12 protein-coding genes are annotated in these 22,384 nt (G+C 51.9%); all 12 read right to left on the bottom strand.

The genetic code is table 11. The features are described 5' to 3' along the window. Positions 1–501: 501 nt before the first annotated feature. The 12 genes from M1D70_RS01725 to M1D70_RS01670 all read right to left on the bottom strand — a co-directional run bounded on the left by M1D70_RS01725 (position 502) and on the right by M1D70_RS01670 (position 22,212). Complete coding sequence (locus M1D70_RS01725; protein WP_456288954.1) at positions 502–6,702, bottom strand: 5'-nucleotidase C-terminal domain-containing protein; 6,201 nt, start codon at positions 6,700–6,702, stop codon at positions 502–504. 239 nt (positions 6,703–6,941) lie between these two features. Beyond that, positions 6,942–7,895, bottom strand: coding sequence for an ABC transporter permease subunit (locus tag M1D70_RS01720; protein WP_433938070.1), 954 nt, complete (start codon positions 7,893–7,895; stop codon positions 6,942–6,944). Positions 7,896–7,901: 6 nt separating this feature from the next. After that, positions 7,902–8,957 (bottom strand): ABC transporter permease, encoded by a 1,056-nt coding sequence (locus M1D70_RS01715; RefSeq protein WP_012818559.1) that lies wholly within the window; start codon positions 8,955–8,957, stop codon positions 7,902–7,904. Then, positions 8,950–10,482, bottom strand: coding sequence for an ABC transporter ATP-binding protein (locus tag M1D70_RS01710; protein WP_456288953.1), 1,533 nt, complete (start codon positions 10,480–10,482; stop codon positions 8,950–8,952). The genes M1D70_RS01715 and M1D70_RS01710 overlap by 8 nt, the downstream gene beginning before the upstream one ends. Positions 10,483–10,878: 396 nt before the next feature. After that, entirely contained in the window at positions 10,879–11,991 is a 1,113-nt protein-coding gene (locus tag M1D70_RS01705) for a BMP family lipoprotein (RefSeq protein ID WP_375121316.1), read from the bottom strand. A 368-nt stretch (positions 11,992–12,359) separates the two neighbouring features. Continuing rightward, positions 12,360–12,548 carry a hypothetical protein gene (locus M1D70_RS01700; protein ID WP_145040239.1) on the bottom strand — a complete coding sequence of 63 codons (189 nt, stop codon included), beginning with the start codon at positions 12,546–12,548 and terminating at the stop codon, positions 12,360–12,362. Between the two features lie 413 nt (positions 12,549–12,961). Then, complete coding sequence (locus tag M1D70_RS01695) at positions 12,962–15,862, bottom strand: DUF4855 domain-containing protein (RefSeq protein ID WP_456288952.1); 2,901 nt, start codon at positions 15,860–15,862, stop codon at positions 12,962–12,964. A gap of 79 nt (positions 15,863–15,941) precedes the next feature. Continuing rightward, complete coding sequence (locus M1D70_RS01690) at positions 15,942–16,130, bottom strand: hypothetical protein (RefSeq protein ID WP_139084044.1); 189 nt, start codon at positions 16,128–16,130, stop codon at positions 15,942–15,944. A 43-nt stretch (positions 16,131–16,173) separates the two neighbouring features. Continuing rightward, positions 16,174–17,718, bottom strand: coding sequence for an extracellular solute-binding protein (locus M1D70_RS01685; RefSeq protein ID WP_456288950.1), 1,545 nt, complete (start codon positions 17,716–17,718; stop codon positions 16,174–16,176). A gap of 107 nt (positions 17,719–17,825) precedes the next feature. Beyond that, positions 17,826–18,692, bottom strand: coding sequence for a carbohydrate ABC transporter permease (locus M1D70_RS01680; protein WP_456288949.1), 867 nt, complete (start codon positions 18,690–18,692; stop codon positions 17,826–17,828). 184 nt (positions 18,693–18,876) lie between these two features. Continuing rightward, complete coding sequence (locus M1D70_RS01675) at positions 18,877–19,812, bottom strand: ABC transporter permease (RefSeq protein ID WP_456288948.1); 936 nt, start codon at positions 19,810–19,812, stop codon at positions 18,877–18,879. Between the two features lie 174 nt (positions 19,813–19,986). Next, complete coding sequence (locus M1D70_RS01670; RefSeq protein ID WP_456288947.1) at positions 19,987–22,212, bottom strand: AraC family transcriptional regulator; 2,226 nt, start codon at positions 22,210–22,212, stop codon at positions 19,987–19,989. Positions 22,213–22,384 lie beyond the last annotated feature (172 nt).

The raw sequence follows: 22,384 nt of genomic DNA, 5'->3' as shown, positions 1-22,384 counted from the left end.
GACGCAGATCGGTCACATTTTGTTTTTAAGTTTTTCGGATTAAAAAAAGAGGGGGTCCCGATAGATAGGACTATCTCCTTTTTCTGTTAGGAGACACTCCGTGTACGAGAATCGTTCCTCCCATCGCTGTTGTCCCCAAATTTCTTGGAATGATTGTAACCAAGGGAGAAATTCGGGGACAAAGAATATGCTTTCGATGCGAGCTTTCCGTTGGAAAGCTTTCAGGCGACCGCTGGCGCTTGTCCGAAATCGTTTCGTCCCCTCCGCTACCATGAGAAAAACTTCATTTCGACATATGAAGAGAACCGCTTCTTTCGTAAATGGGTGTGCGACCCATTTACGAAAGAAGCGGTGCAAGGATCGCATCCTTAGCACCGCCATTTCTATTTTCCACTTTGTTGATCAAAGGAGTGTTCTTTAGCAGTTTTGCTGTTGGACGCCCCCTTCCCGTTTATAACCAAGAGGCTAACCCAAAATGCATCCAGCCGCTAAAGAACCTGTTTATTTTACGTACGTCAAATCCTGCATCAAACGATGGAGCACAGCGGCGCTTTCGCCGCGGGTGGCATTCGATTTAGGATTGAAGCGCTGCTTCGGATCTCCATTCAGAATATCAAGTGCCGCCAATTCATACACCGCCACCTGAGACCAAGCACCGATCGAGGACGCATCGGCAAAATGAGCTTTTGCCGCGTCGACGGGGTTGTATCCGGCATACTCCAGCGCGTTGTAGGCCATCGCGGCCATCTCTTCGCGCGTGATCGTCCGATTCGGCTTAAAGGTGCCGTCCGTGTAGCCGTTAATGATATCGGCATCGACTGCTGCCTGGATCGCTCCCGCGTACCAGTCGGATGAAGCAACGTCCTGGAAGCTGCCTGACGCAGCGTCTGCAGAAAGTCCCAGTGCCCGGACGACAAGCGCTGCGAACTCGGCCCGAGTGACTGGAGCGTTCGGAACAAAGGTCTGCTCCGTGCGCCCGGTTACGATCATTTTGGCCGCAAGCGATTCAACCTCACCCTTCGACCAATGCGACGCGATGTCCTGGAACGTTACCGGGTTCTGCAACACCAGGTATGTGCTGTTGGTTCGGCTATAGATATCGATACGTTGGCCGTTTACCTTAAATGGTACTGGCGTGTATTCGCCGTTTCCATCCACTCGGACAACCGCGATGTCCGTCAACGCATGCGATTTGTCGACATTCAGGGACCGCTTCACATACGTTTGGAACGAATCCAGCGTGATAGTCTTGCCATTGTCGGACTTAACCGTCACGGTGTAGCTCACGGCTTGCAGCGCATGATATCCTTTGGAGGCCGCTGATTTAAGGGCATCCTCATCGATAGCAAGCTGAATGACCAATTGAAGGCTGTTCATGTCCGAGCCGGCTTGGGCCGCCAGCGCTTGAAGATCGATCTCCTTCTTCGGAAGCTCATAGCTTCCGTAAGGCGTCGCTACCACCAGCACCTTCGCGCTTGTTTGATCAAGCCACGCTCGCAGCGCTTCATTCTCGATGGTAACGGATGAAGAAGAGATGGGCTGCGTGCTTGTTACCTCTACGGTAACTTTTCCGCCAACAGGCTGTTTCAGGGCTTCCTTCATGGCCGCTCCGGTCACGCTGCCTGCCGCTGCGCCGTTCTCCACCATAACCGGAACCTTGACCTTGCCCGGTTCTGCCGGCGTCGTGGTGCCAGGGTTCGATGGGTTTACGGGAGGCGTCGTCGGTCCTGGAGTTCCAGGCGTGCCCGGATTCCCAGGGTTGCCCGGCCCAGGCTCTCCAGGTCCTCCAGGAAGCGGCGCTCCCTTCAAGTCCGTAATCCGTCCTTCGACGTAGGAGGTCTTGGTCGTGATGGTGCCTACCTTTTTCACATAGTTCGAGAATACCTCATAGTCAGGCTTATAAAGCAGGTTCACGCGCCCTTCCAGATAGGCCTTCTCGAGCGAAGCATAGAAATCGCCGCCCTTAGCGGTAAATGCGTTCGTCGCTACTTCATACGATTTATTCATGTCGATCGGCTCATATCCGTTCTTGCCTTTCACCTCGATGCGCAGGACGCGCGATCCAACCGGCTTGGTCGAATCATAATAGAACTTCATGCCCGCGATATGCGGGAAGCGCCCGTCCTGAGCAGGGGTTTTAGAGACCCCGTTCTCCATGGCTTCTTTGATCTCGGCGCCCGTTAGCGTGATCGTGACGAGATCATTGTTAAACGGAAGCACCGTCATGACGTCACCCATCGTGATTTTGCCTGCTTCAATGGATTCGCGGATGCCGCCGCCGTTCTGCAGGGCGATGACCGCATTCGTGCCGGCGGCTTGCGCCGCATCCAGCATGCCATCGGCAATCAGATTGCCGAGATTCGTTTCCTTCGTGCGGACATCGGCGCGGACGCCGTTCAGCTTCACTTCTGTCGTGCCCACCTCCGTTTGTTTCAATGCCTCCACGCCCGGCTTATATTTGGTGTTCAGAATTTGCAAGGCTTCGGGATCCGGCTGAATGACATACTGCTCATTGCTATCTTTCTCGTCAACGGAAATGAGGCTGCTGTTCCACTCCTGCAGAACCCCCTCGTCGTCAAATACGACCTCCAACTGACCTAAGAATTGACCTTTTTCACCTGTCTGCACAATCAGCTTCGGTTCGCTGTCCGAACGGTCCACGACCGCCTGATCCAGCTTGGTATGACTGTGACCGCCCACGATGATGTCGATGCCCTCGACCTCCTTCGCAAGGTTGACATCCACGTCATAACCGAGGTGCGACAGTACGACGATTTTGTTGATACCTTCATTCTTCAGCATCGCTACGGTGTCTTTTGCCTTTTGCACCGCATTCTCAAAGGTTACGTCTCCAGGCGAAGCGATGTTCGCCGTGTCTTCGGTTGTCAGTCCGATGAGGCCAACCTGCTCCCCGTCTACCTCCATGATGATGGCCGGGTAGATGGTTGCATCCTTGGCATCCCGGGTCACTTCATTCTTGAATTTCTGGGTCAATAAAGCATCGGCCGAAAAATTCACGTTCGAAGACACAAATGGGAATTCCGCATGCTCGATGAAATCGTTCAGCACCTCGGATCCTTTATCGAACTCATGGTTACCGAAGGTCATGGCATCATATTGAACCAAATTCATGAACTCCAGATCGGCAAGTCCCAAATATTGATTAAAATACAGCGTGCCTGAGAATACGTCTCCCGCATCCACGAGCAGAGGATTGACCGCATTCGCTTTGGCTTCCTTGATTGCCGTAACCCGGCGCGCAATATTATCCGGCGAGCTTACGGTGTCCAGATTGGCATGCGTGTCATTGGTATGCAAAATCGTCAGCGGGAAGCCGTTCGCGGCTTCTTCCTTCAGGTCGATCTGGGCGACGACGGGATCATGATCCGATACGCGGCCCTTGGAGGCCGGGAAATCGGCGTTCAGATGCACGATATCGACTTGCGTAGAACGGGTCAGGTTCTTGCTGACCAGAATATGATCCAGCACCTGCGAGTTTCCGTCATACGTGTACGTGTACTGCTCCTTGAGCGGAAGCGTCTCGATCAGGTTGTCTAATTCGTTGCCCTTCAAAATGTTTGTCGTCTCGGTAAATTGGAAATCATTCAAATCCCCCAGCACGACGACGTTCGCGTCAGGATTAGCAGACACCACGTCTTTCACGAATCCGTTCACGACCGCTGCGATCTGATGGCGCTGGGTTTCGCTGGAGAGAACCGGCGGCTGGGTGTTGCCGAATGGTCCTTGGTCTCCGGATTTCGAGTTAAAATGATTCGCGATGACAATCACTTTTTCCCCTTGGAATTCGAACTGCGCAGCCAGAGGCTTGCGCGATGCATTGAATGCCGCATTCTGCGGATCGATCCGCCCCGGATTCAGGGTTAACTGATCCGTCGCCGCATCATACGCCACGGATTCCGTCGGGGATCCCTTCTTGCCCTGAACGCTGTCCGTTAACTGGACGCGATCCGCGTTGTAGAGGAACCCGACCCGAATGTTGGCTCCCGGCGCTCCCCCGTCGTTATTATTCACCGGCTCAATGTCGGTAAAGCTATAGGTTGGTCCGCCGGCTGCCTTGATGGCGTTAATCAAGGTCTGGTAGCTTTGATCGGCCGCGGTGGTTCCGTTGTTCTGCTCTCCGTTATTATCCTGTACTTCGACAAGACCGATAATATCCGGAGACTTGATGTTGTTAACGATCGATTCCGCCAGCTTGTTGATTTTGGCGGAGCTTACGCCCGGGTAGAAATTTTCAATATTATACGTCGCTACTCTGAGCTGTTCGGCATTCACGTCAATAGTAGATACCTCTTGCTTAAAAGAGCTGCTGTCGATTGGAGGCAGGCTGTCTTTGGCAGGGATCACCTTGAAGTTCCCGCCGTTATACCCAATCACGCCGATCACATCATCGGCAAACGTATCGCCCGTGCTCACTTCTTGACCCGGATTGCCGTAAGCAATCAAGAGACGCTGCGGGTTGAAATTACCGTTCTCTTTTAGAACCAGCCCGCCCGCTGGCGTTATGACATCGGCGACATCATTTTCGACCCGGGTCGCAATGTTGTAGGTGCCGCCGCTTGTCCAATACGGACTAATGATCGTTGGCTGCGGAAGTCTGACCAACATGCCCTCCAGCGACTCGTAGAAGTCGATGGCGTCTTCGTCCGGATCGAACGTTGTCATGCCGTCGTTATCGATAATGGCAGCCGGAATCGGGCGTCCGCCTTTCCCTAAGGTAACCGGTTCAGGCAGCTGTTGAGCCTGATCCAGCTTCTTGAACGATTGCATCTCGATTTGGGTCGATGTCAGGTTGCTGGAGCTTCCCTCGTTATACTCGGCCACTTTACCGATTACGCTCACCAAATCTCCGATTTGAGGCCGGTTTGGATCCGTGGAATACACAAAAATGGCGTCCGAGGTATCCGGATTGGAATCCGGCTTCGGATCCTGGATGTAGAATCCCTTGATATTGCCGTTAGAGAACGTATAACCGTACTGGGTTACAACGCCTTCAATATCGGTTACCGTCTGTCCAGTATACGGCGAAGCATGGTCCTCGCCTTGGATATCCGCGATGCGCGGCTGCTGAGTGGCCTTGTAAGCAAATTCGTATACCTTGCTCACATCCGCACCTGAGACAACAATTGCCTTGATGGTCGTATCACGGTCAATCTGTATCGGTGCGCTGTACAGCGTGCTTGCTGTCGTCGGTACCGATCCATCGAGCGTATAATAGATGCTTGCCCCTTGCGTAGGGCTGGACAGCGTTACCGTTCCCCCGGTAATAATCGGTCCGGCACCGGGACTTGCGATTACGGAGAACATCTCTTCGATTAAGGCATCCTCGCCTAAAGGGATCAGTTCATAGACGTTTCCGAACTGCTTCACCACGCCCGTGATGCGGCTGAAGGTCTTCACCGTCTTCAGCTTGGACAAGCCCGAATAAATGATGAATTCATGCCCGCCTTGCTCGGCTGTGTATTCTCCAGGTCTATTCTCGGACTTGATGGTGACATCATTCAGGGAGACTAGTCTTGCCTCATAATTCTCCCCTGCAGCTGCAGATAGATCAGCTCCGGTAATTGGGAGAGCCTGCGGAACTCCGACCTGGTTCCCCGTTACGTCGTGCGGCAGCAAGGCGTGCGGTTTGATCTCCTGAAGATTGTTGTAAATCTCCATTACGCCGGCCACGCTCACCCGATCGCCAACACTGGCATTAAGCGGGTAATCATAGAGCACGATACCTGCCGTGTCATCTTGAATGTAGGTTTCTCTGCCTTCGATATGCGTAATGATGCCTTCCGTCCATACATGCTCGCCTTTTGCCTTGCTGCGGGCATCAGCGACGGACGATTGCCTTAAAATATCATATTGGAACGAGGAGACCGGCCCATCCGGCTGGCCATCCTGGGCTGCATAGGCATCCACCCGCGTAGGCTCGTTAAGGATGATCGGGCCGTTGACGATCTGGAAGCCGGACCCGTTTCCGCCGGACAAATACACATCCGCATAAACGGAAGCGCCTACCGTAGGCGGATTCAGCGTAATCTCCGTTCCGGCTGGCCAAGCATTAGGCTCCGGATTGGCCGTTACCGCTCCCAGGCCCGAGCCGGGCGTGACTGGCGTAGCTGGACTCGAGCTGTTTCGAGGATCCGGCGTCGTAACCGCAAAATCCGCTGCATTGTTATCCGTGTCTCGGCCGCGATCATTTTGACCAAAGGTCAATTCCTTGCGAATCGCAGCCGTGCTGTTGGAGAGAGCTGCGGTTGGGCTCTTTTCAGATAGCGTTGCATTTCCATAGCCAATAAGATCGATGCGGTCGCCAGCGGCGTTCACCAGATCCACCTTGCCGTTGGAGCCGCCCATACTCAATTTTCCTTGAACGTCAGGTGTCGGCAAAAATGATCCTATGGTGCCGCCACTCTGTTGGATTAATAAGTACGAATAAGGCTTTATGATACCGCTTAAAGAGGTTGTGTTACTCGAACTGAAATCACCTGCTGCGCTTGCATAACGCACCTTCCAGCCTGTCAGGTCGACCGGGCTGCTGGTCGGATTGAACAATTCGATAAAATCATGCGTATAAACGGCCCCGCTATTCCCGCCGCCACCGTACACCTGGCTAATCACAACCTGGTCATGCCGGGGAGAAGCCTCTGCCACCTTCACAGGGCTGAACGGAACGATGATACTCAGAAGCATCACGAAAACCAAAAGCATGCTTAACGGCCTTTGGCACCTATGTAATCGAATGCGCATTCAGGTGTTCACTCCTCTATTCTATTAAATTTTCTTACCTTATTTACTATATATACCAGATATGTTTTGGGAGTTCTAATCTAAAGTATGCTAGATGTAAAAAAACCTCCGATAGACCTAAACCCAAAGCTGGATAGGCATATCAGAGGTTCTATTTGTCTTACATCGACTTGCGCAAAGCGTTACCGTTTACCTGAATCGAACGGCTCCCCTACCGCTTTCGGCGCATTCGAGGATTTGGAGAAAATCACAAGCGCGATCAGCGTGACGATATAAGGGAAAATCTTGAGAATGACCGGCGGGATCACCGCCAAGGACGGAATGACCTGCGATACGTTGGCTACCGTCGTGGCAAATCCGAAGAACAAGGTCGCCAACAGGATGCCGAGCGGCTTCCATTGTCCGAAAATGAGGGATGCCAGAGCCAGGAACCCGAGTCCCGCAACGTTCCCCGTAAATTCGCCGGAATACGTCAACAGAATGACAGCCCCACCGAGTCCGGAAAAGGCACCAGAGATCATGACGCCGACATACCGCATGGACTGCACCTTAATACCGGCTGCTTCAGCCGCATGCGGATGCTCACCGCAGGAGCGGAGGCGCAGACCGAAGGGTGTTCTGTATAGCGCCAGTGCACTGAGCAATAACACTAACAGAACGAGCCAAGTCGTTGCATAGGTTTTGGTGAAGAATAAATCCCCAATAATCGGTATTTTAGACAGCACAGGCACATCGAACGGCGCAAAACCATTCGTGATGCTGATCTTGCCGCTGCCCGTAATGTTACGGGCAAGGAAAATCGTCAGGGCGCCCGCGATCATATTAATCGCCGTACCGCTTATGATCTGATTGGCACTGAGGTTAATGCTGGCAAAGGCATGCAGTAGCGAGAATAGCGCGCTCGCTGCCGCCGCCGCCAGCAGGCCGACCCATAGTACCCATGAATGGCCAGGCCATTGGGCCTGCATTTTGAAAATGACAAAGGCGCCGATGAAAGAACCGACAATCATTAACCCGTCAAGGCCGATATTGACGACCCCGCTTCGTTCACTGAACAGCGCGCCCAGGGCGGTAATCAAAAGCGGGATCGTGTAAGCGATGGCATACGGAAAAATCTGTTCAATCGTTGTCCACATATGTCCTTACTCCCCCTGCTTTTTATTTGCCGCGCGACGCAGCTTGAATTTACGGTACAAACGCTCGATCAAGATGCTGGTTGCCGCAAAATAGATAATGATGGCGATAATCGAATCGGCGATTTCCGGCGGAATCTCCGTCATGGCATTCATAAACCCTCTGCCCGAGTAGAGAATCCCGAAGAACAGGGCCGACACCAAAACACCGATAGGTGCGTTGATTCCAAGCAGGGCTACGGCAATGCCGTCAAATCCCTGGCTCGGCAGAATGCCGATCTGCATGCTGGAGGCATTCCCCGCATACTGTGCAACACCCGCGAGGCCCGCGAGGCCGCCGGAGATGAACATGGACAGCACGATGCTGCGTTTAACAGCGATCCCCGCATATTCGGAAGCGTGCCGGTTGAATCCGACCGCTTTCAATTCATATCCGAGCGTTGTTTTGTTAATAAGGAAAGCGACGACCAGAACGGCGATCACCGCGATAAAAAAGCCCAGATTGACATAAGAACCTTGGAACATATCGGTGAGCCACTGCTGATGCAGCATGGCTTCGGGCGGAAGCTGGCGCGATTCCGTCTCCAGGCTCGCCCCTTTGAAGTAACCCGGAATGACATAATAAACGGTCCAGTAGGCCGTCCAGTTCATCATGATCGTGGATACGACCTCATGCACGTTATATTTGGCCTTCAAGAAACCGGGAACCACCGCCCATAGTGCGCCGCCGATGAAACCGACCAGCACCATGACCAACAGGAGCAGAGCCCGCGGCAGATCCAGCGAAAGGCCGACAGCCGTTGCACAGAAACCACCGAACAGCATTTGGCCCGCAGCACCGATATTGAACAGCCCGGTACGGAAGGCAAAAGCCACGGACAAGCCGGTCAAAATAAGCGGAGTCGCCGTCGCCAGCGTATTTCCGATCCGCTCCGGATTTTTAAGCCCGCCTTGGAGGAGATACTTATATCCTTCTATCGGATTATGCCCGGTCAGCGCCATAAGCAATGCCCCCGCGATGAGTCCGAACAGGACGGCAAGCAACGATTTTACGCTGTTATTCATGTGGCGCCTCCTCTTTTTGATACCCGGCCATCATCAGTCCGAGCTCTCTTTCGTTCGTTTCGGAGGTTTTAACGATACCTACCAGTTCACCGTTATTGATAACGGCAATGCGGTCCGACAAGTTCAGCACTTCATCAAGCTCCAGGGAAACCAGCAGAACGGCTTTCCCCTTGTCCCGCTGTTCGATCAGACGACGGTGAATATATTCAATCGAGCCTACGTCAAGGCCCCGGGTCGGCTGAACGGCAATAAGCAGATCCGGATCGCGCTCTACCTCGCGGCCGATGATTGCTTTTTGCTGGTTACCGCCGGACATCGAACGCACGATCGACCGGCCGCCCGTTCCGGAACGCACATCAAAGCTCTGAATGATATGCTCCGCATGCTTGCGGATCGCTGCCGGCTGCAGCAGCCCGTTCCTGGAATACGGTGGGCGGTTATACACCTCAAGGATCAGATTCTCTTCAATCGTATAATCCAACACGAGGCCCCTCTTCTGGCGGTCCTCCGGAATGTGGCCGATTCCGCTCTCGTTCCGCTGACGGACGGATAGTCCGTTAAGCGTCTTACCATTCAGGCTCACCGTCCCGCTCTCCGCTTGACGCAAGCCGGTAATGGCTTCCACCAGTTCCGTTTGGCCGTTGCCGTCGACGCCTGCAATGCCCACGATCTCGCCGGCATGCAGATCCAGACTGAAGCCTTTGAGCGCATCGACTTTTTTACTGTTCTTCACGGTAAGCGACTGGATCTGAAGAACGGTCTTGCCCGGACGGCTCTCCTGTTTGTCCACTTTAAAGGAAACGCTGCGGCCTACCATCATTTCGGCCATCGCTTCGCGGCTCGTATCGGCCACGTCAACGGTGCCGATCGTTTTCCCCCGGCGGATGACGGTACAGCGGTCCGCAACCGCTTTAATTTCTTTCAATTTATGCGTGATCAGAATGATCGATTTGCCTTCATTGACCAGGTTCTTCATAATGCCCTGCAAATCTTCGATTTCCTGAGGGGTCAGCACCGCCGTGGGCTCGTCAAATATGAGCACTTCCGCATCGCGGTACAGCATTTTGAGAATTTCCACGCGCTGCTGCATCCCTACCGAGATATCCTCAATTTTGGCATAGGGGTCAACGTTGAGACCGTATCGTTTGGACAGCTCCTCGACCCGCTTGGCTGCGGATCTCACGTCTAACCCAAAGTAATACTTTCGCGTCTCGCTGCCGAGAATAATATTCTCGGTTACGGTAAACGGCTCCACCAATTTGAAATGCTGATGCACCATCCCGATTCCGAGTTTGTTCGCGACGTTCGGATTCGAAATCCTCACGTCCTTGCCGTTGACTTTGATCACGCCACGGTCAGGCTGGTACATGCCAAACAGGATGCTCATCAGGGTCGACTTGCCCGCGCCGTTCTCGCCGAGCAGCGCGTGAATCTCGCCTTTCTTCAGTTGAATCGTGATATCGTCGTTGGCCACGATTCCCGGAAATTCCTTGCGGATGCCCACCATCTCGACAACATAGTCCATGGTTTTGGGTCCTCTCCTTCTTTTTTGTTGGATATCTTCCTGTTCATCATTAACCGATAAAAAAACGCGGATCGACTCACTTCCAAACAGCCAGAACGCAGTTCCATAGAGATTATTCTATATTCAATTTCAGGATGCAATCGCTTGCGCCGGTGATACGGTCTGATACCTAAAATAGCCCCACAAAGTGGAGCCTATGCTTCGATGCTTGTTCCAGATACTTTGCAGGGCCCCAAAACATATAAATGCGATTACAGAATTGCTTACGCTTCGCTGAAATAACTTATAAATTCTGATACCTTAAAAAAAGACGGAGGGAATCCGTCTTTTTTCATGCGGTATCGCTGCTTTTCAAGTAAGCCTATCCACGCTCCATAGTAACCTTGGTGTCTTGAATTATTTAATCAATTCGCCTTGCTCTGCGGCTACTTTAATTTCGCCGGCTTTGATCTTGCCAAACACTTCATCTACTTGCTTCAGAACGTCCTCGCTCAAGTTCGGGTTATTCTCAGGAAGTCCGACGCCGTCATTTGTGGCATCCAGCGTAAGCGTTTGTCCGCCCGGGAATTTGCCTTCGGTTTCGGCTTTGATCATATCGTAAGCCGCATGGTCGATTTTCTTGACAGCGGAAGTCAGGACAACGGACTTGTCGCCTTCGTATACGCCGTCTTGGTATTGGTCAACGTCGACGCCGACGATCCAAACCTCGGATCCGTTCTGCACGCGAGTCTTCGCCTCGTTAATCGCGCCGACGCCAACGCCGCCAGCAGCCGCGAAGATCACGTTTACGCCGCGGTCATACATCTGGGCCGCCAATTGGCTGCCTGCCGCAACGTCGTCAAAAGATCCTTGGTATACCACGTTTTCTTTGTTGATGACGAGTTTCGTGCCAAGATTCTCATTAGCATAAGCTACACCCTGTTGGAAGCCCCAGTTGAACTTCTGTACAGGCGGAATTTCCATGCCGCCGATAAAGCCTGCTTGACCATCCTTCACATGAAGCGCTGTTGCAACGCCAGCCAGGAAGCCGGACTCTTGCTCAGCGAAGAAGATGGATACGGTATTTTCTTTAACGACCGGTGTTGCGCCTTCTTCTCCAGATTGAGGCGTTCCGTCGATAATTACGAATTTAGCGTCTTTATACTTGTCCTGTGCCTTGAACACGGCTGTTTCGAATTTGAAGCCTGGCGTTACGATAAATTTAAATCCGGCATCGTACAGGTTACCGATCTCTTTCGAATAGTCGGCTTCTGTGGTTCCGGCCGGCTTCAGGTATTTATACTCCATTTTGAAGTCCTCGTTCGCCTTCACGATACCTTCGTATGTGCCTTGGTTAAACGACTTGTCATCGATCGTTCCCGCGTCCGTAACCATCCCTACCTTGAAGTTTGCCTTAGGTGCGTCGCCGCCTGCGCCGCCGCTTGGCTCTGACGCCGGTTTGTCGCCGCAGCCTGCCAGCATCGTGACAGATAACGCCAAACTGATTAAAGATATGACCCCTTTTTTCATTAAGGATAACCCTCCTAGGTATATATGCCCGAATACTAGATTCGCGCTATTTACAATATATTAATAAAAGTGACCCTTTTCAACATAAATTTGGGTGAATCTGTCAAACTGCATCTGTGCCGCGGTGAAACGTTTAAGACATGTTTTATTCCAATTCTAGTAGAGATAGGAAGACGTAATTTTCGTATCGTTGATTTAACGGTTTTTATAGATAACACGGGGGTTACAGGCGGTGTGATACGAAGCGTGGGCAAGGGTTCAGACCCTTTGATTTGGTAAAAAATAATTGCGCTTTACGAAAAGAAAGCACCTTGGCCAAGGTGCTTATAAACATGCTGTTCATTCGATGAATGGCTGTGAATGATTATTCACTTGCGGCGGATTTTCATCATGCGGTTATATGTAATGAATGCGGCAATAATCATCGCGATAAAACCTAAATCGCTCGCCGACTTCGGCGACATGCCAAACACGCCCGCCAAACTCGTGACCAAGTTATTCGTAAGCAGCGCCACCGCAATCAGCATGACCGGACGCCACACGCTATACCTTTTCATCCTCGCAACACCCCCAGGCCAGATTCACAGCTTTATAAGAACCCCAGATGACTAAAATTGCTTAATCTATTAGATGCATTATACCATGAATAAGTATGCGTTTACATTAATCTCGATTTCAGGCAGTATGAATTTTTCAGTAGCCCGCAATTACTTCATTATATGAGTCGTGTTCATAAACATCGGGATGCATCAGATATTTATCATACGATCATCAAGACCGATTCGAAAGCAAAAGCCATAGGTCACAGCGTGGAAATCACGCTGCGTCCATGGCTTTTTTACGAAACATAAATTAATTATCATGCATTATGCCGTGACAAAATTTATCAAGGTATGCCCTCATCCTAAATCAAAATCATAGAAATCAGGCCGCATGCCATCGGAATCTGAGCTCGCGCTGGAATAACTCATCAGTCCTTTTTATTGTACTCGAATGAAATCTTAACAGGAGCCGGCATTCCCTCCATAGACAGATAGGCCTCGCAGGTTCCCTTTAAATTCCCGGTAAGCTTGATCGTGAATTGGAAACTTCCCGTTTCCGTACTGGTCGTCTGGCCTTCGTACCGAACTTTCCCTTTCGAATCGAGTATTTTCAAATTCACTTGGGACTGACTGCCGTTCACGACCAGACCGTCGATCGTCAATTTCTTCGCAGCGGCATCCACCACGGCTCTTGCGCTGTCGATTGTAGTGCCACCCCCCGCATGGCCGTCAATGCCAAGAACTTCGATTTCATCAAGGAAGACCCAGACGTTGACCGGGAATTCGACTTTGACATAGCGGGCGTATACTTTATCGGCTCCCGCTTTCCCCGGCACGCCGTCTGTTATTCCGCTCCAACCCACGAACTCGGCCGAGGCAGCATCCTGTGCCGGTGGCGGAGAAACGGTCGCCAGCGTGCTCCAGGATTGGCCGTCAGATGAAACGGAAAAAGTGACGTTCGGAGGAAAATAGATGCCAGGTCCTTTATCCTGAAGAAAATGGGCTCTGATTGCCCCGATCGATTTGTTGCCACCCAAATCAAATGTGATGGTGCGGCTTCGTTCGTCAGGGTAGTCGCTTCCCGCATGGGCCTGCCACTGCTCGGTGCGGTAATCCGTCCCGCCGAATCGGCCGTCCGTAAGTTCGTTCCCGGAATCGGGATAGTTGCTGTTAGGCTGCTGTGAAATTGTATAGCTTTGGCCAAGAACCAGATTGCTGAGTCCCCCTCCGTCAGACCAGGTATGAATGAGAACTTGGGCGTAGGAATCAAGCACCGTTGCGGCCGGGACCGAAATCAACCCTTGCGCTTGGACGGCCGGGTCGTGAATGTGCGCGAGAAAATCCTGCATATACGTCACGGCTTCCTTCGGCTTGTTATCGTCCAAAAGAAGCTTGATGGTCTGCAATCGATACGTCAAATCATTACCAAAAGCCGGCTTGATTTCGTTCGATGCGACATAACGCTGTACAACCTCCGCCATCGTCTCCGGCGCCGGGCTGCTATCGATGGCGTACGTTCCGTTCAAATACTGGTACAGCCAGTCATACATTAAACGCAAACTTGGATCCTTGCTTACCCCTAAGTTGTATACTGCATTATTGCCTTGATAGTGAGCTCTGAAGCCATTTTGCATCAGACCGGATCTGACGCCGCTGTCCAAGTATTCGACAAAACGCTGACGAAGTACGGGATCTGTCAGCATTCCGTCATCAAATTCAACTTCGTTCCCCATTCCGTATCGCTTTGCAGTATCCGTAGCATCATCCAGACGGTCGGAATCCATTCCGCCAAAGAAATAGTTAGGCTGAAGCGCCGCGGCATCGAACCCTACGTCTTTCCACATAAACATTTTGTAAGCATAGGAGTGTGGAATCCAGAAAACCTTCATGTTCATGGCATGCACTTTATCCGACACCATGCGAGCTATGTCCGGTCCCGATTCGGATATGTCGATTTGTTCCGGCATCCAGTACATGCCGACAAGCTCAAGATTCGAGTAGTTGGCAGCCTGCCATCTTTGCCGGGTCTGGTCCAGCCACCACTGCACCGCTTTTCCTCTGTTTTCAGACGCTTTTTCTTTGCCTACGACGGAGTCGTTGAAATTTAAGGAACCGCTACCGTCAATGTCGCCAAAATTGGTTAAGGATTCCCCTGGATTCGGAATCATTAACACAACCTTGACTTGATGATCGGGCTGTTTCAGCTTGGCCCCAACTTCCTTGGCAGCCTCATTCAACTGCTGCATATCGCCCGTGGCTGCAAAGGTTTTATCCAAATACCATTTCCAATCGTCCAGGTTCGTTTGTCCCTGACCGAAATCACGGCCGGCAGGCGAAGCAATCCCGAGATATAGAACGCCGTCATAAAGCCAATCGACCGGCTCGCCGTCTTTATTTACATAACTGATATTAGGGATAATCCGTTCCTTTTTCCAATCACCCAAACCATTCGCATATTGTCCGTTATACAGCAAATTCAGATTCCGGATCCCGGCCGTAGCTTCCCCCGGCTCCAAAAAACGAGGCTGCTCGGCAGGAACCTTTACCGCCCCTTCAATCTTGCCGTCCATACCCATAATTTCGATTTCATCAATGTATTCCCACTGTGTAGGATGCATATAAAAGGTCACCTTCACATAACGGGCATAAGCCAGCTTGCCATCCGTATTCCCGCCTTTGATTCCATCCCGGCTGCCATCCCATTCAAAGGTCTCCTGTCTGGGCGGTCCTTCTCCCCACAGAAGCTGCGTAGCGTTATGGGAAAGCAGCCCCCAATTTTCCTTATCGTCGGAGACATACATCGATACCGACAGCGGCACGAGAATCGAATTCGTAGGAAAATCTTGAAAGAAATTAGCCGTGATCTTTCCAATTGACTTCTCCTCACCGAGATCGAACACAACTTCGCGAGCCTTTCCGCGCAGATGTCCTACCCATCCCGGGTCGTTCATATCCAATGCGCCGTATTTTCCGTCCGTAAGCTTGTATCCGTCATCGGGATGCGAAGCTTCCGGAGCTTCAGACCATTCATACGGAAGGCCTGCCGCGAGATTGCGGAATTGCGTCTCCTGCACTGCCAAAGATGCTGCCGCTTGATTTTCACCTTTTGCTTGTGGTGCCTGTTCCGCTGCCTGTTCACCAGCATCCGTCAGTAGATCTAGTTCGACCTGTGGATGACCTGTATCCTTTCCTGCTTCCATCTGGTCTGCACCTGCCGCCTGCAGGACGGTCACATCCGGAACAAGCGATTTCGCCTGAACCGCAGAGAGCGGAGTCAGTAGTAATACCGCTGCCATTAATCCGGATAACCATTTTTTATTGAAATTCATCAAGGCCAGCTCCTTTTCTTTATTCTCGAGTACAGAAATATCAAAAACTTTAAACCCTTATTTCTGTTCCGGGTGAACGCTAGATTGTAATCCCCCCTTTCACGAAATCCGCCATAAGCAAGCAGCAAAGCGTATAAGATCGGCTTCCTCCGGAAGAGGAAGCCGTCACCGCCGCATCCAGTGCCGCCACCGGCACGAAGTTTCCAGTGGGCAACGGCAGTAGTACAGCGCAGCCAAACACTCCGCACTTCGGGCGATTCATAGGCATGGATAAGCAAACTTCGGTTTATCAGTGTTCAGGTGATTCTGGTCTACTTCGCCTTTGCCGCCAGGAACTCATCAATCTGCTTTTGCAGTTCCTGCTGAATTTTTTTGAGGGCGGGGCCGGCTTCCGCTTCAAATTTTTTCAATGTCTCGTCCGGATCGATAACCCCGTTGAACAGCGCCGTGTAGTATTGCCCATCGACTGTATTGTACTGGCTGACCTCGTTTTGCACCGGGGTACTGTCAAATTCGAAGCCGGCCAAAATATCGGTCGTGAACATGTCGGCATCCTTAAGCACAGCGTTCAACTCCTCATTCTCGCCCTTCACATCACTCCGCTCATCGACGGGATTCCACAGCCAAACATAGCCGAAAGCAGAGTAGCCGGATGTATCCAGGGTTTTCATTTTGTCGTCGCCTACCGCTTCCCAATGCTTCCCTTCGATTCCGTAAGAAAGCAGGTCGTAGTTTTCCTTCTCATTCGCCCAGTTCAGGAACATAATCGCCCGCTCCTTATTCTTGCTTACCTTCGGAACGGCCAGAAAGTTCCACTGTTTGAAGTCGGTGATGTTCGCACCCTTCTCCGGATTAAAGAAGGTGACCGTCTCCAGCTCGCTGTCCGGCACATTGTTCTTTAACGTGTTCTTGAGGGAATCGCCGATGCCGAACGCGCCGTTTGTGACGATTGCCACTTTGCCTGCCGAGATCGGCTGATGAAAATCTTTTGTCGTCAAAATGTCCTTAAAAATCAGACCGTCAGTAAACCATTTGCGCGTGTTCGCCAGCCACGTTCCGATCGGCTCCCGATCCTCCAGCAAATTGTAAACTTTGCCGTCATTGTTCTTGTAATAGAGCATCAGGCTGTTGCCCAGGGCGTGGGTAGGTCTAACATGGGTTTCGTAATCGTTCAGCGCATGGTGAGCGACAAATGAATAAGTGCCGGAGCCTGCGGTCATCGGGATGATGCCTTTCTCCTGCTCTTTCACCTTGTAGGCGAAAGCGATCAAATCTTCATAGGTTTTAATCGGCGGTACGCCGAGCTTCTCGCGAATATCTTTGCGCACCATGTAGGAATTGCCGGACATGTAGCTGACGCCGAGCGGAACGGCCATAATTTTGCCGCCGTATTTGTTGTAGTCCCACATTTGCTGCGGCCGTTTCTCGAGCACCGTTTGGCCGTACTGGGCCAACAGGTCGTCCAATGGCTCATAGAATCCGTTTGCAATCATCTGATTGATGTGCAGCCATGGCGCATCGAAGATGAGATCGATGTTTTCACCGGAAGCAAGCGTTACCTGTGTCTTTTGCGCCAGATCGGACCAAGGTACGAAGACGACGTCGAGTTTGACGTTGATCGTATCCTTCATTCGCTTTTCTGCTTCGGCGATGACCAAATCCATATCCGACGGCCGATCACCGGGAATCATGATTTTCAGGGTCACCTCTTCAAGTTTGGCGTCACCGCCGGCGCTGTCTCCGGTTTGACCCGACGGTCCGGGCGTCTTCCCTTCCCCTTCGTTCTTGCCCGAACAACCTGCAATCGCGACAAGCGCGATCAATAACACAAGCGCGATGGACAATAATCTTTTCATGGTTCCTTCCCCCTGAATCAATAATAGAGAAAACAGACGGATGAGCCGGTTCATAAACAACAGCGGTTGAAAGCTCGAACCGGTCAAACGCCTTCACGTTTGCCGCTCTACCCTTTTACCGAACCAAGCGTCAAACCTTTAATAAAGAAGCGCTGTATGAACGGATAGACGAACACGATCGGGCCGATGGTAACGCAGACGATCGCCAGCTGCATGCCATAGGTCGGCACGACGACGTTGTACTGCGTCTGGCTCCCGCTTACATAAGCCATAACATTCAAATTGGACATAAGCTGGCGGATCATCATCTGCAACGGCAGCATTTTGTGATTGTCGATAAACAGCAATGACAAGTACCAGTCGTTCCAATATTGCAGCGCGTAAAACAGGCTCACCGTGGCGATAACAGGCAGCGAAATCGGCCAGATGATGCGAAAGAAAATATAGAGATCATTGGCGCCGTCCACAGTCGCAGCTTCATTCAATTCATACGGCAGCGTCCGGTAGTAAGAGACAAGAATGAAGGCATAGAACGGATTAAGCAGATAGGGCAAAATGAGTGCCCACACCGAGTCTTTCAGCTGCAGCCAGTTGGCGATCAGCATGTAAAAGCCGACCAGTCCTGCGCCGAACAGCATCGTCAGGAAGGTTAGAAACGATAAAATATGGCGGTACTTCACTTTCCGGTGGCTCAGCGTGTACGCATAGGCGGCTGTCAAGAGTACGCCCAATGCCGTGCCGGCGATCGTCACGATCATCGTAATGCCGTAGCTTAGAAACACCTGCTTGCCGGAAAGCAAAAATTTGTACGCATGGAGGCTGAATTTGCTCGGCAGCAACTGGTACCCCGCCGTCTGCAGAAGCGATTCATCGGCGAACGAGTTGATGAACACAATCCAGAACGGAATGAAGCAAAACAGCGCAAAAGCACCCAGCACTCCGTACATCAAAACAAGAAACAACCGTTCTCTCACTTCGATCACACCTTAACTGGTTGGGACTGAAGCAAAGGGCCGGTTCGGAGCTGGAGAAACGCAAGTGGTCGCCTTTGTTCCCGAATCGTATCCGCTTAACGAGCTTATACGATCATAACGATTCGGGGACAACAGCGATCGGAAGCCCGAATCCGGCCTCATGCCAACTCGCCCAACCTTCCTTTTAGAATAGTCTTGAATCCGCGTCCACCTTGCGCGCGATCGCATTGAAGATCAGAATCGTGACAAGCCCCATGCAGGACTGGTACACGACAACGGCAGCGGACATGCTGAAATTCCCCAGCTGCCTCAGCGCACGAAACGCATACGTATCGATGACATCTGTCGTCGGAAAGAGTATGCCGTTATCTCCGATGATCGCGTAAATCATGCCGAAATCGCCGTAGAAAATACGGCCTATGCCAAGCAGCGCCAATATCATCACGGTCGGCCGCATCAACGGCAGCGTTATGTAGAGCATCTGCTGCATCCGGCTCGCGCCTTCTATTCGGGCGCTCTCGTAATATTCCGAGGAGATGCCCGTAATGACGGCCAAAAAAATAATGGAATTATAGCCGGCAATCTTCCAGGCGCTAATGACGGTTAAAATATACGGCCATACGCCAGGCGTCAAATACCAGTCCACTCCTTCGTAGCCAAGGGCGGCAAGCGCGCGGTTAATGAGCCCCTCGGATGTGCTGAATAGCGTCAACGTCATCATGCTGACGACAAGCCAAGAAATGAAATACGGTAAAAAAATAAACGATTGCGTGATTCGCTTGAACAGCCTGTTACGGATTTCGTTCAGAAAAATAGCCAGCACGACCGCGCTGCCGAGGCCGGTTACGAGAAACAGTACATTCAGGAAAACGGTATTCAGCGTCACCCGCAGCCAGTCTTTCCCATTGAAGAAAAACTCGAAGTTTTTAAATCCGACCCATTCGCTCCCCCATATTCCATCGGATAGCCGGTAATCCTGGAAGGCGAGCAGATGCCCGGCCATGGGCATATAAGCAAATACGACCAGAAACGCAATGCCGGGCAGCGCCAGCAAGTACAAATACCGGTTCCGCGACAGCTCGCGCACAAACGACCCGCCGAACCTTCTACGTCGCTCCAAAGAGCGTCCCTCCTTTCTTGTGCGGCTTGCAGAATTTGAACGGAGCCATCGTAGCATTCACGGCTGCTGCTTGCCTAGTTCTCATTGGCCGGATTCGGTTCTCGCGCGGCCGATTCGCGAGCGTTCGGCCGGTTGTTATTGGTCTGGCCGGTTCTCGATCGCCCGCTGGCCTTTCTAATTCGCAGAGTTCCCGACTATCTGCCGCGTCCGCTCCATCCGCTCGTCCGCCTTGCTGTCGCGGTATTGACTCGGCGTCATGCCGGTCGCTTTTTTAAATGCGGTGAAAAAGTGGCTTTTGGTCTGAAAACCGGACTGCTCTGCAATTTCGGTGATCTGCATGCTGGTCTGCTCCAGCAGCTCCTTAACCTTCCCGAGCCGCTCGTTCAAGATGAAATTCGATAGAGGCATGCCATAATGTTCGTGAAACAGCTGCCGGACGTATTTGGCCGACAAAGCGATATGGTCAGCGATATCGTCTACCGACAGCATCGGGTCATGGGTATGGTAGCGGACGTACTCGATGATTTCCCCAATCAGCTTTTCCTTGCGATTGAATCCCTTTTGGTCGCTAAGCTGCCGGATCATCCGCCCGGTCTCTTCCTTCAGCCATTCGCGAACCTCGGTAAGCGTGGCGAACTGCCTCAAGTGGCGCTCAATCCCTTCAACACTCTGGATAGACATCACTTTGCTGAACGACTTGACGATCGCAAACAGAAGCAGCTTCAGTTGGAATTGGCACTCGGTATATTTCATCGTCTGCAGGCGCGTGAACACCTCATCCAGCATGGCCAGCACCTTCTCCTCTTTGCCGCTTCGAATCGTCTGGATCAAGCTCTCATGCACAGCGGAGTCGATCGGCGCCTGTAAATCGGCATATCGTTCAAAGTCTTGTTCGACGTAGATTTTGTCATCACCGCTGACAAACTTGAATAATGTCAGTTCGTTCATGTCGTCGTATACTTTCCGCAAATCGTCATGTACGCGCCGCGCCTCGCTTTCTGCGATCGTCACGTCCAGCTTTACGTAACGGCTGACTTGACGGCTAAACTCCTTGAGCTCTTGGGTCAACTCGGGATCAGGGAGGGAACTGGCCGTGCCAACCAGCACGACCAGATGGTCGGTCCCAAAATCGACCACCTCGATCGGCCGTTCTGATGTGCCAAGCAGCTCCTCTGCGATATTGCCGATTGCATACTTGAGCAGCTTGCGAGAGAAGAAATCATACCGCTCGGATATCTCGTAATAGGAATCGATCTTGATAACAGCCAACCGAAGCCACTCATAGTCAAGCAGGCACGATTCGCGGACAATCGCCGCTCTGGCGCCGTCGGTCAGCCTGCCCTGCAGCAGCCATTGCCGCAAATATTCGGTCTTGATCAGCGGATAATGATCGCGAAGCATAACGACGCCCTGCTCGATGACGCCGTAATCGTTCTCCCCCTTCACGCCCAGCTTCCGCTGCAGTTGATCCGCCAGTCGTCGGAAAGGCCCGACAAAACGGCGCGAATTCCAATAGGCGATCAGAAGCAGCGCCACGAGCAGCAGGAGCGAGCAGACGATGATGACGGTTTTGAACGCCCCCGCCTTTTCGCGGAATTGCTTCATTTCAGTAACAGATATAATGGTCCACTCCGGCGATCCCATCCGCGCATAGTTGACGAACGCTTTCCCTTCGGCGCTGTTCATTTCGAAGGCTCCCTGGTTCTGCCCTGTCTGGATGTTATCGATGGTCTCCTCGAGCCGCTCATCCCATTCGCCCAGAATCAATCTTCCTCGATCATCCACGATCGAAAGCAGTGTATCCGCCCTTCCGTCGCCTGAGATCAAATGCTTCTGCAGCTCCTTTTTGTCGAACAGGACGACAAGATACCCGTCGCGGTTTTTCTGCTCAGGAGTCGAAGGAAGCTGAAGAGCCAAATACGAATTATTTCCTATCCTGTGATCAAAATAGCGGAGGAATGTCCCGGGAGTGCGCTCGATCCGCTGCAGCATCGTCTGATCGGCAAATTCCTCGAATGAAAGCAATCCAACCTTGGCGTCGATCACCTCGCGTTTGCGGATACTGAATAAGTAAGCGGTTTCAATATAAGGCTCATGAGATAAATATTTAGATAACACCCCCATCGTGCTGGCATTTTGCAGCAGATTGTCGGCTGAAGCATACATCCAGTTTTGAACGGAATGGTCTTCATACATGGTCAGGCTGTACCATTTCAGCTTGGCCAGGATGTACTCGACCCGCTCCGCCATTTCTTCGATGCGGTCCTGGTTGAACGTCCCCATCTGCGAGTATGCGAAATGAGAAAACCGGTTGGCCAGAAACAACGAGAACGGTATGATGGTCATTGCAAAAAAGATGCCGCTTATCACGAATATGCGCCAGGATGTCGATCTGAACATAGTATCCCCCTGTCCCCCTTCGTCTTCGGGAGTTCTCTTATGACCGATATGTCCTATCATAATGTACCCCTTTTCCATTTGCCTAGTTCTCATTTGTCCGTCAAGTTCTATTTCTCCGGATTCGCGCTGCAGCAACTTCCTTCCTGCCCTCGGAGGCTGTTCTTCATTCCAG

It is taken from the genome of Paenibacillus sp. AK002, assembly GCF_053903045.1.
The sequence above is the reverse complement of the archived record's forward strand: the minus strand, read 5'-3'. Positions and strand labels throughout refer to the sequence as shown.